The sequence below is a fragment of the Saccharomonospora sp. CUA-673 genome, from assembly GCF_001942305.1.
Classification (GTDB): domain Bacteria; phylum Actinomycetota; class Actinomycetes; order Mycobacteriales; family Pseudonocardiaceae; genus Prauserella.
The window spans coordinates 1-13453 of the sequence record NZ_MKKE01000066.1; the positions used below are offsets into that span (position 1 = coordinate 1).

At 69.4% G+C, this 13453-nt stretch carries 12 protein-coding genes and 2 pseudogenes; 11 read left to right on the forward strand and 3 right to left on the reverse strand.

Going from position 1 to position 13453, the window contains the following annotated elements; genetic code table 11:
- Positions 1–146 precede the first annotated feature (146 nt).
- From BJF85_RS22320 to BJF85_RS22370, 11 genes and pseudogenes are all read left to right on the forward strand, one after another.
- Positions 147–1874, forward strand: a complete 1728-nt coding sequence (locus tag BJF85_RS22320; RefSeq protein ID WP_075849987.1) for an urease subunit alpha — start codon at positions 147–149, stop codon at positions 1872–1874.
- Positions 1875–1920: 46 nt separating this feature from the next.
- A complete protein-coding gene (locus tag BJF85_RS22325) occupies positions 1921–2613 on the forward strand; it encodes an urease accessory protein UreF (protein WP_075849988.1) in 693 nt (230 codons plus the stop codon).
- Positions 2614–2674: 61 nt separating this feature from the next.
- Complete coding sequence (gene ureG, locus BJF85_RS22330; protein ID WP_075850105.1) at positions 2675–3349, forward strand: urease accessory protein UreG; 675 nt, start codon at positions 2675–2677, stop codon at positions 3347–3349.
- On the forward strand, positions 3346–4158 hold the full coding sequence (locus BJF85_RS22335) for an urease accessory protein UreD (RefSeq protein ID WP_075849989.1): 813 nt from the start codon (positions 3346–3348) through the stop codon (positions 4156–4158). The genes ureG and BJF85_RS22335 overlap by 4 nt, the downstream gene beginning before the upstream one ends.
- A 61-nt stretch (positions 4159–4219) precedes the next feature.
- Complete coding sequence (pdxH, locus tag BJF85_RS22340) at positions 4220–4897, forward strand: pyridoxamine 5'-phosphate oxidase (RefSeq protein ID WP_075849990.1); 678 nt, start codon at positions 4220–4222, stop codon at positions 4895–4897.
- A gap of 58 nt (positions 4898–4955) precedes the next feature.
- Positions 4956–5351, forward strand: a complete 396-nt coding sequence (locus BJF85_RS22345; RefSeq protein ID WP_075849991.1) for an SdpI family protein — start codon at positions 4956–4958, stop codon at positions 5349–5351.
- A gap of 35 nt (positions 5352–5386) precedes the next feature.
- Positions 5387–6661 (forward strand): MFS transporter, encoded by a 1275-nt coding sequence (locus BJF85_RS22350; RefSeq protein WP_075849992.1) that lies wholly within the window; start codon positions 5387–5389, stop codon positions 6659–6661.
- A 653-nt stretch (positions 6662–7314) separates the two neighbouring features.
- Positions 7315–8409, forward strand: a complete 1095-nt coding sequence (locus BJF85_RS22355; protein WP_075849993.1) for an HNH endonuclease signature motif containing protein — start codon at positions 7315–7317, stop codon at positions 8407–8409.
- 114 nt (positions 8410–8523) lie between these two features.
- A pseudogene (locus tag BJF85_RS22360) lies at positions 8524–9917 on the forward strand (APC family permease).
- 46 nt (positions 9918–9963) lie between these two features.
- On the forward strand, positions 9964–10881 hold the full coding sequence (locus tag BJF85_RS22365; RefSeq protein ID WP_075849994.1) for an aldose 1-epimerase family protein: 918 nt from the start codon (positions 9964–9966) through the stop codon (positions 10879–10881).
- 6 nt (positions 10882–10887) lie between these two features.
- A complete protein-coding gene (locus tag BJF85_RS22370) occupies positions 10888–12096 on the forward strand; it encodes an amidohydrolase (RefSeq protein WP_075849995.1) in 1209 nt (402 codons plus the stop codon).
- A gap of 80 nt (positions 12097–12176) precedes the next feature.
- Here BJF85_RS22370 and BJF85_RS30655 read toward each other — a convergent pair whose 3' ends face one another.
- From BJF85_RS30655 to BJF85_RS30665, 3 genes and pseudogenes are all read right to left on the reverse strand, one after another.
- Positions 12177–12422 (reverse strand): acyl-CoA dehydrogenase family protein, encoded by a 246-nt coding sequence (locus BJF85_RS30655; RefSeq protein ID WP_255375878.1) that lies wholly within the window; start codon positions 12420–12422, stop codon positions 12177–12179.
- Positions 12423–12444: 22 nt separating this feature from the next.
- Positions 12445–12714 (reverse strand): annotated as a pseudogene (locus BJF85_RS30660) (acyl-CoA dehydrogenase family protein); the annotation flags it as partial.
- Entirely contained in the window at positions 12705–13340 is a 636-nt protein-coding gene (locus tag BJF85_RS30665; protein ID WP_255375857.1) for an acyl-CoA dehydrogenase family protein, read from the reverse strand. The gene BJF85_RS30665 and the pseudogene BJF85_RS30660, both read right to left, overlap by 10 nt.
- Between the last annotated feature and the right edge of the window lie 113 nt (positions 13341–13453).

Consider the following 13453-nt stretch of genomic DNA (forward strand, 5'->3'; position numbering starts at 1 on the left):
GATCGACCATTGCGCAGCCCCGGTCATGTGGCCCGACCGGGTGCGGGTGTCCCGCAAGGAACGGAGGGACGCATGATCGACCATTGCGCAGCCCCGGTCATGTGGCCCGACCGGGTGCGGGTGTCCCGCAAGGAACGGAGGGACGCATGACGGAGCTGAGTCGGGAGCGGTACGCGGAGCTGTTCGGGCCGACGGTCGGCGACCGGGTGCGCCTGGCGGACACGGATCTGCTGATCGAGGTCACCGAGGACCGCAGCATGGGCGCGTCCGGTGCGGGCGACGAGGTGATGTTCGGCGGCGGCAAGGTGATCCGCGAGTCGATGGGCCAGGCGGCCGTCACCCGCGCCGAGGGCGCGCCCGATCTGGTCATCACCGGCGCGGTGATCCTCGACCACTGGGGCGTCGTGAAGGCCGACGTCGGCGTGCGGGACGGGCGGATCGTCGGCATCGGCAAGGCCGGCAACCCGGACACGATGGACGGTGTCGACCCGGCGCTGGTCATCGGACCGTCCACGGAGGTCGTCGCCGGCAACGGGCGGATCCTCACCGCGGGCGGTATCGACTGCCACGTCCACTTCATCTGTCCACAGTTGACGGACACGGCGCTGGCGTCGGGTGTCACGACGCTCATCGGCGGTGGCACCGGACCGGCGGAGGGCAGCAAGGCCACCACGGTCACGCCGGGCGCGTGGAACCTGGGCCGCATGTTGCAGGCGATGGACGACCAGCCGGTCAACGTGGTGTTGCTGGGCAAGGGAAACACGGTGCGCGGCGACGCGCTGCGCGAACAGGTCGCCGCGGGCGCCGCCGGGTTCAAGCTGCACGAGGACTGGGGAACGACGCCCGCGGCGATCGACGCGTGCCTGTCGATCGCCGACGAGACGGGCGTGCAGGTCGCGATCCACACCGACACGCTCAACGAGGCCGGATTCGTCGAGTCGACGATCGACGCGATCGGCGGACGGTCGATCAACGCCTACCACACGGAGGGTGCCGGCGGCGGGCACGCGCCGGACATCATCACCGTGGCGGGGCTGTCGAACGTGCTGCCGTCGTCGACGAATCCGACGCGTCCACACACGGTCAACACCGTCGACGAACACCTCGACATGCTCATCGTGTGCCACCACCTCAACCCGTCGGTGCCCGAGGACCTGGCGTTCGCGGAGAGCCGGATCCGGCCGAGCACGATCGCCGCGGAGGACGTGCTGCACGACGTCGGTGCGATCTCGATGATCGGATCGGACTCGCAGGCCATGGGCCGCGTGGGCGAGGTCGTGATCCGCACGTGGCAGACGGCGCACGTGATGAAACGCCGCCGTGGCACGCTGCCCGGCGACGACGCGGGGTCCGATTCGGACAATCTGCGGGCGCGGCGCTACGTCGCCAAGTACACGATCAACCCGGCGATCGCGCACGGACTCGACCGGGAGGTCGGTTCCGTGGAGGTCGGCAAGCTGGCCGACCTGGTGTTGTGGGAGCCGAAGTTCTTCGGGGTGCGCCCGCACGCGGTCCTCAAGGGCGGGTTCATCGCGTGGGGGCAGATGGGCGATGCGAACGCGTCGATCCCCACGCCCCAGCCGTACTACGGGCGTCCGATGTACGGCGCCTCCGGCGCGGTCGCCGCGGAGTCGAGCCTGCACTTCGTCGCCGAGTCGGCCGACACGAATCTGGCCGACCGGTGGAAGCTGCGCCGCAGGCTCGCGCCGATCTCGTCGACACGCGGGGTGACGAAGGCCGACATGTTGCTCAACGACGCCACCCCGGATATTCACGTCGACCCGGACAGCTTCGCCGTGCGCGTCGACGGCGAGCTCGTCGAACCCGCGCCCGTCGGTGAACTCCCGATGGCACAGCGGTACTTCCTGTTCTGACGATGCCCCGGTCGGTGACAACTATGTCTGTTGTGGACGGTAGCTCGTGAACTCCGGTGCGGTGTCGCTGATCCTCGCCGACTCGCGGTTCCCCGGCGGCGGGCACGTGCATTCGGGCGGCCTGGAGGAGGCTGTCGAACGCGGCATCATCCGCGGGATCGGCGACCTGCCGCCGTTCCTGTCGGGGCGGCTGCGCAGCGCGGGCGAGCTCGCGGCGGTGTTCGCGGCGGCGGCCGCGCACGCCGCGGCACGTGGCGTCCCGAGTGGACACTGGACGACGTTGGACGTCGAACTGGACGCCAGGACCCCGTCGGCGGCGCAGCGGGAGGCATCCCGTGCGCAGGGGCGGGGCACGGCCCGTGCGGCGAAGGCCGGTTGGCCGTCGTCGGCGCTGCGCGACCTGCTGACGGCGACCCCGCGTCCGCACCACCCGGTGATCCTCGGCGCGATCACGGGCGTGGGCGGCGGACGTCCCGTCGACGCGGCCGCCACGGCGGCCTACCTCGCGGTCAGCGGACCGGCCAGCGCGGCCGTGCGCCTGCTCGGCCTCGACCCGCTCGCGGTCAACGGTGCCGTCGCCGACCTGTCCCGCGCGCTCGACGACGTCGCCGAGCGCGCCGCAACCCATGCGGGCCTCGACCCGCGCCATCTGCCCGCACCCGGTGCGCCTGCGCTCGACCTGTTCGCCGAGGCGCACCTGCGGCATCACAAGGAAGAGGTGCGTCTCTTTGCCAGCTGACGACCACACCCACGACCACGACCACACCCACGAGCACGGGAACGGTCACGGGCACGGCCACGTGCACCCGGTGAACTTCGACCCGACGGCGGCCGAACCGGACATGTTCGACCCGCAGCCGAAGTTCGGCCGGGCGTACCGGATCGGCATCGGCGGCCCGGTGGGCAGCGGGAAGACGGCGCTGACGGCTGCGCTGTGCCGGGCGCTCGGCGACGAGCTCAACCTGGCCGTCGTCACCAACGACATCTACACCACCGAGGACGCCGACTTCCTGCGCAAGGCCGGTGTGCTCGACCCCGAGCGCATCGAGGCGGTGCAGACCGGGGCGTGCCCGCACACGGCCATCCGCGACGACATCACCGCCAACCTCGACGCGGTCGACGAGCTGGAGGAACGCTTCCCCGGGCTGGACCTGGTGATCATCGAGAGCGGTGGCGACAACCTGACCGCCGTGTTCAGCCGGGGCCTGGTCGACAGCCAGGTGTTCGTCGTCGACGTCGCCGGCGGCGACAAGGTGCCGCGCAAGGGCGGGCCGGGTGTGACGACGGCCGACATGCTCGTCATCAACAAGATCGACATCGCGGATCTCGTGGGCGCCGACATGGACGTCATGACCTCGGACGCGCACCGCATGCGCGGCGAACTGCCCGTGATCGCCCAGTCGCTCGTGGACACGCCCGACGCGCCCGCGGTCGCCGACTGGGTGCGCTCGCTGTTGCCGGTCAGGGCGGCGTGAGGGCCACCGCCCGACTCACGGCCGAGTTCGACGACGCCACCGGCACCACGGTGCTGCGCGAACTGCGGTCGATGGCGCCGGTGACGCTGTTCCCCCGGTCCGGGGCAGCCGGGACGTCCGGGGGCGCACAGGTGCACCTGGTGAACTCGGCGACCGCCCCGCTCGGCGGCGACGACCTCGCACTGCACGTGCGGGTCGGCCCGGGCGCGCGGCTGCGGCTGTCCGGCGTCGCGGCGACGCTCGCGCTGCCCGGCCAGGGCGGCGACGGGAGCGCGATGGCCGTGCACGTCGAGGTCGGCGCGCGCGGACGGTTCGAGTACCTGCCCGAGCCGACCGTCGTCACGGGCCGGGCGCGGCACCACGCGCACCTGGCCGTCGACCTCGACGGACCCACCGCGCGCCTGCGCACGCGCGAGGTGCTGGTGCTCGGCCGGGACGGCGAACGGCCGGGCCGGTTGACGACCGCGACGCACATCGTGTGCGGCGACGTGCCGGTGTTACGCCAGGAACTGCAGGTCGGTGACCCGGCGCTGGACGCGAGTACGGCGTATCTTGCGGGCAGACGGGTACTCGGTACCGAGATCGTCACCGGCGGAGTCGGCGAAGGCGGCGGGTCGGTCGAGCCGGCGTCGGGGCAGTGGTGGTCGGTGACGCCGCTGCCGGCCGGTGGGGCGCTGGCGACGGCGCTCGCCGAGGACGCCGTCACGGCCGAACGGGAGCTGGTTCGGGCGGCCGGGTGCTGCCGGCATGGTCTGACCTCCCCGCGTGGCGGCGGTCACGGAGGTGGAGGTTTCGCGCGGTGTCGGTGAACCTCTAACGTCGCTGGAACGGTGTCTATGGAGCCACGGTTGCGTTTCGCGGGAGGTTGGCATGGCTGAGCCGGACAACGGCCACAGTGCGGGTGCGGCGGTGCAGTTGCCCGACATGCGGGTGTCCTACGAGGCGGAGACGCTGCACGAGGACTCGCTCGCGGCGACGTGGCACGAACAACTGCAGGCCTGGCTCGACGTCGCGATCGAGGCCGGGCTGCCCGAACCGAACGCCATGGTCCTGGCCACGGCCGACGCCGACGGGATGCCGTCGTCGCGGACCGTGCTGTGCAAGGGCCTCGACGCGCGCGGCGTCGTGTTCTACACCAACTACACGTCGGCCAAGAGCCACGACCTGACGTCCACGCGGTTCGCGTCGGTGACGTTCCCGTGGTACCCGCTGCAGCGTCAGGTGACGGTGCGCGGCGAGGTCGAGAAGGTCAGCGTGGAGGAGACGGCGGCGTACTGGCGCGGCCGGCCGCGCGGTTCGCAGCTGGGCGCGTGGGCGTCGCCGCAGTCGACGCGGGTCTTCAGCCGCGAGGCGCTGGACCAGCACCTGGCCGCGATCGAACGCCGATTCGCCGACGTCGAGGAGATCCCCGTGCCCCCGCACTGGGGCGGCTGGCGGATCCGACCCGTGACGGCCGAGTTCTGGCAGGGCCGCAAGGACCGCCTGCACGACCGCCTCCGCTACGTCCGTACCGACGACAACTGGCGAGTCGACCGTATCGCCCCCTGATCCGCCCCTTGGGAGTTTCCGGCACGGGCGGTGGGGGTTGATGGCAGGGTGAACGGCCATGGACACCGAAGCGCTCGTCGGGATGCTCGTGGGGATCGTCGGCCTCGTGATCTGCGGGGTGGCGGTGCACTGGACGGCGCGGGCGTCGGCGAAACCCGGCGCCCTGCCCCGCAACCACACGATCGGCATCCGCACCCGCGCGACGCAGGCCTCGGACGAGGCGTGGGAGGCCGGGCACGAGGCGTCCATCCCGATGATGCTGCGGTCGGCGCAGGCCGCCTACGTCGCCGCGGGTTTCACCGCCTTCACCGTGGTCGCCCTGGCGCTGGGCGACATGTCGGTCCAATGGGCGTTCGTCCCGCTGATCGGGGGTTTCGTGGTCCAGATCGCGTACGCGCTGCTCGCCACCCGCGACGCCAACCGGGCCGCGCGCGCCGTCACCGACGACGGGTGAATCCGAGATAGTTAGCTGTCGTACGCTAACTAGTTGTGGGTGATCGGACCGAGCCGGAACCGCGGGGCAGACGCAAGCTCCTCGGCTCGATCGTCATCGACAGCCGCCCGCTGCGGATCCCCGCCTATCGGCGGCTGTGGTTGTCGTCGCTGGTCACGGCCATCGGGAGTCAGCTGACCGCGGTCGCCGTGCCGAAACAGATCTTCGACATCACGGGCTCGTCCGGTTACGTCGGCCTGACCGGCGCGTTCGGCCTCGTCCCGCTGCTGATCTTCGGGATCTGGGGCGGCGCGATCGCCGACACCGTCGACCGGCGCAAACTCCTCATCGTCAGCAACACCGGCATCGCCGTCACCGCATGCCTGCTGTGGGCGCAGGCCTACTTCGAGATCGAATCCGTGTGGGCCGTGCTGACGCTGCTGGCCGTCAACCAGGCGTTCTTCGCCGTCAACATGCCCACCCGCAACGCCGTCATCGCCCGGCTCGTACCGACCGACCTGCTCCCGGCGGCGTCCGCGCTCAGCAGCATGATGATGACGTTCGGCGCCGTGTTCGGACCACTCATGGCCGGCGCGCTGCTGCCGATCATCGGTTTGTCGACCCTGTACCTCGTCGACTCGGTGGCGCTGCTCGCCGTCATCTGGGCCGTGTGGACGCTGCCCGCGCTGCCACCGCTCGACGGCCAGGTCCGCCGGGCCGGCATCCGCGACATCCTCGACGGCTTCCGCTACCTCGCGATGCAGAAGGTCCTGCTCGCCTCGTTCGTCGTCGACATCATCGCCATGGCCGCCGGCATGCCCCGCGCCCTGTTCCCCGAAATGGCCGAACGCACCTTCGGCGACCCGCCCGGCGGCGGCTTCGCCCTCGGCTGGCTCTACGCCGCGATCCCCCTCGGCGCGATGCTCCTGACCCTCACGTCCGGCTGGGTCAGCCGCGTCAACCGGCACGGCGCCGCCGTCGTCATCGCCATCATCGTGTGGGGCCTCGCGATCGTCGCTTTCGGCGTGACGTCCACCCTGTGGCTCGCCATCCTGTTCCTCGCCGTAGCCGGAGCCGCCGACATGGTCAGCTCCATCTTCCGCATGGCCATCCTGCAAACCGCCGCCACCGACGAGATGCGCGGACGCACCCAAGGCGTCTTCACCGTCGTCGTCGCCGGCGGCCCCCGCGTCGCCGACCTCACCCACGGCTGGGCCGCCGCCGGCGTCGGCACCGCCGCAGCCGCCAGCGGCGGCGGGGTCCTCGTGATCATCGGGGTGGTGATCGCCGTCGCGTTGATCCCCGCCTTCTGGGCCTATCGCAAGCCCTAGGTTCTCGGGCGGGGTTGGGTGCCGTGTCAGCGTTCTGCGTCGCCGTGTCAGCGTTTCGTGACGTCGTGTCAGCAATTGGCGGCGCCGTGTTGGCGTTTCATGCACGTCGTGTTGGCAATTGGCGTCGCCGTGTCAGCAACTCGCGTCGCCGTGTTGGCACTTCATGGCGCTGTGTTGGCGGTTGGGGTGGGGATCTGTGTTTGGGGTGAGCGGTGCCTCGCCGGCGGGCAGGTCTCTGGGATGGGTGGGCGGCTGTGCCGCTGCTCCGTGTCATCCCTCGACCTCTCGTTTCGTTTATCACTCAGCAGGCGGCAGGTCGGTTGTCTGTGTGGCGGTTTTGCTGGTGGTTGCGCTGCCTGGAGCGTGATGGGTTCGGTTTAGGTCGACGGGATGACACTCCGGGGCGGGGGATTGTTTTAGTTGGGTGGGTGGTTGCGTTGTGGGCTTTGATGGGAGGCCCTTGCTTCGCTCGGCCTCGGATTCGGTTCTGGTTGGCGGTTGGTTGTTCGTCGAACTTGTGTTTGGTATTATGGAGCTGTGACCAGCGGTGATGTTCTTGCTCGTTCTGTGCAGTCGCTTCGTTTGCGGCGGGCGCGGATTGATGCTGAGGAGATGAGGGTTTTGGCCTCGCTGCGCCGTCGGATGAGGGTGAGATGGCGTGGTTTGCCGAGTCGTTGGTTCCGGAGTATCGGGCCTCGCGGGAGTTCGTTCTCGGGCGCGTGCATACCGCGGTGTCGTTGGTGTCTCGGATGCCTCGACTGCTGTCCCTGATGCACGAGGGGAAGGTTGAGTATTACGCCGCATCTCGGGTTGTTGAGGTGACCGGTGTGCTGTCCGACTCGCAGGCTCGCGAGGTCGACGCTCTGTTGGTCGACAAGCTGTCCTCGGCGGCCGAGACGATGTGGTTGCCGCACAACCTTGTGCGTGCGGTACGTCGACTCGTTGACAAGGTCGATCCCGCAGGGCGGGTTGAGCGGGCTCGCAAGGCCAACGAAGGTCGGAAGGTCACGTTGGAGCATGGGGAGAACTGCCAGTCCCGGCTCGTGACCACCATGCGATCCGAAGTCGCCGCCGGTTGCTACGCCCGGGTTGATTCGTTGGCCCGGCAACGTAAGCGGGACGGGCACAAGCGCAGCTACGACCAGCTACGTGCCGACGTGGTTGCCGACCTGCTCCTCGGCAACGACCCCGGCGCGAAGACTCCCGAGGTGGCCGCGGTGGTCTACGTGCACATGCCCGTCGACACTGCCCTGTCGATCTCCGAAACCGGGGCCGAGCTCGACGGCTACGGGCCCATCCCCGGCGCCATCGGACGGGAAATCGCGACTAACCCGAAGTCGATGTGGCGGAAGGTGTTCTGCGATCCGGCCACCGGCGACCCCGTCGACCTGGGCCGGTCCCGCTACCGACCTACGGCCACGCTCCGCGAAGCCATCCGGGTCCGCGATCGCGAATGCGTCATCCCCTGGTGCCACCGGCCGGCCAGGCACTGCGACACCGACCACGAACGCGAATGGGCCCGCGACAACGGCCCCACATCACTCGCCAACCTCACCGCACGCTGCCGCAGACACCACCGCATGAAAAACACCCCCGGCTGGACCACCACACACAACCCAGCCCGGGGCACCACCACGGTCACCACACCACTCGGCGCCACCCACACCGGACGCCGAACCCCCATCCTCGCCCCACGGTCGAAACCGCCCTCACCTCCAGAACCCGAGCCGGACCCGCCGCCATTCTGATTCCGGCAATTCCACCACAATCCCGCGAAACTGCCCTACGGCGAAAAACGGATATGTCGGGCACCTTGGGGATTCGTCTTCAGTCACATTCACCCGTGAGGCACACTCCCCGGAATGAGCACGACAGCCCAGTCGCAGCAACTGCCCGGACAGCCGCCCCTCAAACGCGTCCTCGGTTCGAAACTGCTGCTGTTCTTCGTCGTCGGCGACATCGTCGGAACCGGCGTGTACGCCCTCACCGGACAGGTCGCCGGACGCGTCGGCGGCGCGTTGTGGCTGCCGTTCCTGCTGGCATTCGTCGTCGCCTTCATGACCGCGTTCAGCTACCTGGAACTCGTCGGTAAGTATCCACGCGCCGCGGGCGCGGCGTTGTACACGCACAAAGCGTTCAACATCCGCATCCTCACGTTCCTCGTCGCCTTCGCCGTCATGTGCTCCGGCATCACGTCCGCCTCGTCGGCCGCGGTGGCCTTCGGCGACACCTACCTCGCCGAGTTCATCACGTCCCCGATGCCACTCATGGCGATCCTGTTCATCGCCGCCCTCGCCCTCATCAACTACCGCGCGTCCGCGAATCGGTCACCACCAACGTCGTGCTCACCTGCATCGAGATCGCCGGCCTGCTGATCATCATCGGCGTCGGCATCTGGGCCGTCCTCAACGGCGCCGGCGAACCCAGCCGGCTCGTCGAGTTCAACACGCAGGACCAGACCATGCTCGTGGCCATCACCTCGGCCACCTCGCTCGCATTCTTCGCCATGGTCGGCTTCGAGGACTCCGTCAACATGGCCGAGGAAACCAAGGACCCCGCCCGCATCTTCCCCAAAGCCATGCTCTGGGGCATGGTCATCGCCGCCACGATCTACATCCTCGTGTCGGTCACCTCGTCGCTGCTCGTCCCCGCAGGCGACCTCGAGGCCGCCGAAAGCGGCGCCCTGCTCAAGGTCATCGACGTCGGCGCCCCCGGCCTGCCCCGCGAAATCTTCTCCGCCATCGGCCTGTTCGCCGTCATCAACTCGGCCCTGATCAACATGCTCATGGCCAGCCGACTCGTCTACGGCATGGCCAACGAACGCATCATCCCCCGCATCTTCGGCACCGTGCACCCCGCACGCCGCAGCCCCTGGATCGCCATCGTCTTCACCAGCGCCATCGCCATGGTCCTCGTGTCCACCGTGGACATCGACGTGCTCGGCGGCACCACCGCGCTCCTCCTGCTCGTCGTGTTCGCCGTCGTCAACGTCGCCGTCCTCGTCCTGCGCCGCGACCCGGTGCCGCACCAGCACTTCCGCGCACCGACGGTCATCCCGGCGGTCGCGGCCGTGTTCTGCCTCTACCTCGTCAGCCCACTGTCCGGCCGCCCCGCCCGCGACTACATCGTCGCCGCGATCCTCCTGGTCGTCGGCCTAGTCCTCTGGGGCGTCAACCACCTCGCCATGCGCCGCCAACGCGAACTCGACACCGCACCAACCGACACCGCACCGACCGACACCGGAACCGACACGTGAGCGACCGACACCCCACGTCGTAGCGCCGCCGACTACGGTGACGACCATGGCCAATCCGACCGGGGAACAGTTCGAACTCCTCCGCGGCACCGCCCGCGCCGTCGTCACCGAGATCGGCGCCGGCCTGCGGTCGCTGACCATCGGCGGCAAACCGTTGGTCGAGACCTTCGCCGAGGACGAAACACCGCCCAAGGGCGCCGGCCAGATCCTGGTGCCGTGGCCCAACCGCACCGCCGGCGCGCGGTGGACGTTCGACGGCGAACCGCAGGAACTCGAGGTCACCGAGGAAGCCCGCGGCAACGCCATCCACGGCCTCGCCCGCCGCAAGGAATGGGAACTCGTCGAACACGCCGAATCGTCCATCACCTTCGGCTGCGACATCGGCGCCGACAAGGGCTGGCCCGTGCCGCTGCGCACCGGCGTCGTCTACGACCTCGCCCCGCGCGGCCTCACCGTCACCCACACCATCAGCAACGAGGGCGACAAGGCCATCGGCGTCGGCGTCGGCGCACACCCCTACTTCCGCCTCGGCGACATCCCCACCGACGACCTCACCATCACCCTGCCCGCAAGTCGCGTGTGGCCGTTCGACGGCGAACAACAACTGCCGTTCGCCGACGAACAGGACGTCGACGGCACCGAGTACGACCTGCGCGGCGGCCGCATCATCGGCGGTCTGGACCTCGACACCGCCTTCACCGGTCTGGGGGCGTCCGACGACGGCCGGCACCACGTGTGGCTGAGCCACCACGACACGCACCTCGACATCTGGTCCGACCCCGACTTCCGCTGGGCCCAGGTGTTCACCCCCGACGACTACCCCGGCCGCGGCCGCGCCATCGCCGTCGAACCGATGACCTGCCCCGCCGACGCGCTCAACTCGGGTACCGACCTCATCACCCTCGAACCCGGCGAGTCGTGGACCGGTTCGTGGGGCATTCGCCTCGAAGGTTCGTTAGCGTAGCGAACTATGACTACAACCGCGATCACGAACGGATACGTCGTTCCCGTCGACGGAGACCCCATCGACGGCGGCGTCGTGCTCATGGACGACGGGAAGATCGTCGCCGTCGGCGCCGACGTCTCCATCCCGGCCGGCGCCGACGTGGTGGACGCCGCGGGCCAATGGGTCCTGCCCGGCTTCATCGACGCGCACGCCCACCTCGGCGTGCACGAGGACGGCGAGGGCTGGTCCGGCGACGACACCAACGAGATGACCGACCCCAACGGCGCCCGTTTCCGCGCGCTCGACGGCATCGACCCGTACGAGCTCGGCTTCGACGACGCGCTGTCCGGCGGCGTGACCAGCGTCGTCATCAAACCCGGCTCCGGCAACCCGATCGGCGGGCGCACCGTGGGCGTCAAGACGTGGGGCCGCACCGTCGTCGACATGACGTTCGCCGAGGACGTCAGCGTCAAGAGCGCACTCGGCGAGAACCCCAAGCGTGTCTACGGCGAGAAGGACAAGACCCCGTCGACCAGGCTCGGCGTGGCCGCGACCCTGCGCGAGGCGTTCACCAAGGCCCGCAACTACGCCGCACAGCGCGAGCACGCACGCAGCGAGGGCACGCCGTTCGACGTCGACCTGACGATGGAAACGCTCGTCGACGTGCTCGACGGCAAGCTGTACTGGGACCAGCACACCCACCGCGCCGACGACATCGTCACCGCCGTGCGACTGGCCGACGAGTTCGGCTACAAGCTCGTCGTCAACCACGGCACCGAAGGGCACCTCATCGCGGATTTCCTTGCCGAACGCGATGTTCCGGTGATCCTCGGTCCGCTGTTCACCTCACGGTCCAAAGTGGAGCTGCGCAACCGAACGCTCCGCGGCGCCGGGATCCTCGCCCGCGCCGGCGTGAAACTGGCGATCACCACGGATCACCCTGTGATCCCGATCCACTTCCTCGTCTACCAGGCTGCGTTGGCGGTCAAGGACGGTCTGGACCGCGACACCGCGTTGCGCTCCCTGACCGTCAACCCCGCGGAGATCCTCGGCCTCGACGACCGTATCGGCGCGCTCAAACCGGGCATGGACGCCGACGTCGTCGTGTGGTCCGGCGACCCGCTCGACGTCATGAGCCGCGCGCGGCGCGTGTTCGTCCGCGGGCGCGACGTCTACCGCTTCGACGACACCACCGGCGACGGCGTCGTCGCCGAACGCCGATACCGCGAGTAACCGGCCGCGGGTGACGTGGGGCCCGCCGTGTCAGCACCCCACGTCACCGTGTCAGCACCTCACGTCGCCGTGTTGTCGGTTCAGGCGTTCTTCAGGGCACGTGCGATGACCATGCGCTGGATCTGGTTCGTGCCCTCGAAGATCTGCGGCACCTTGGCCTCGCGCATGTAGCGCTCGACGGGGAAGTCGCGCGTGTAGCCGGCGCCGCCGAGCACCTGCACGGCGTCGGTGGTCACCTTCATGGCCGCGTCGGTGGCGACGAGCTTCGCCACGACGCTGGCGCTGGAACGCCATGCCGCGGTCCTGGCGGCGCGCCGCGTCCAGATAGGTCGCCCGCGACGACTCGACGGCCGCCGCCATGTCGGCCAGCAGGAATTCCAGCCCCTGGTGCTCGATGATCGGCTTGCCGAACTGAGTGCGCGTCTTCGCGTAGGCCACCGCCTCGTCGAGCGCCGCCTGCGCCAGGCCGACCGAGCACGCCGCGATTCCCAGCCTGCCCGACGCCAAGGAGTCCAGCGCGATCTTCAACCCCGCACCCTCGCCGCCGATCAGCCGGTCGGCCGGCACCTGCGCGTCCTGGAAGATCATCTGCGCCGTCGTCGACCCGGTCAGCCCCATCTTCCGTTCGGCGCCCCCGCGCTCAGTCCCGGCGTCGACGCGTCCACCAACAGGCAGCTGACGCCCTTGCCCCCGGACGCCGGATCGTCGGACGTGCGCACCATCGTCGTGTAGAAGTCCGCCTGACCACCCGCGGTGATCCACGCCTTCGTGCCGTTGACGACGTACCGATCGCCGTCCAACCGTGCCCGCGTCGACAGTGCCGCGGCGTCGGAGCCGGCGTGCGACTCGGACAACGCGTACGCACCGAGCAGCTCGCCGCCCAGCATCGCCGGCAACCACCGGTCGCGCTGCTCGTCGGTGCCGTAGTGGGCGAGGGCGAAACACGACATCGTGTGCACCGACAGGCCCACGCCGACCGACATCCACGCCGCCGCGATCTCCTCGAGCGCCTGCAGGTACGTCTCGTACGGCACCTCGCCGCCGCCCCAGCGCTCGGAGTACGGCAGGCCCAGCAGGCCGGACTTGCCGAGCAGGCGGAACTGGTCCCGCGGGAACCGTTCGGCCTCCTCGTACTCGGCGGCGACGGGCGCCAGCTCCTCGCGGGCGATCTCCCTGGCCAGGGCGACCAGGTCCTCGGACTCGGTATCCGGCAGCAGGCGTTCGGCGGGCATCTGCGACTCCATCGGCGAGCTCCCGTGGCCATAGGCGCGTTCACCGCAACTATGGGGCCCACGGGTGCCCTCAAGATTGGTACTGAAAACAGTACTGTGGTAGTTCGTTCAGTACCATCATAAGC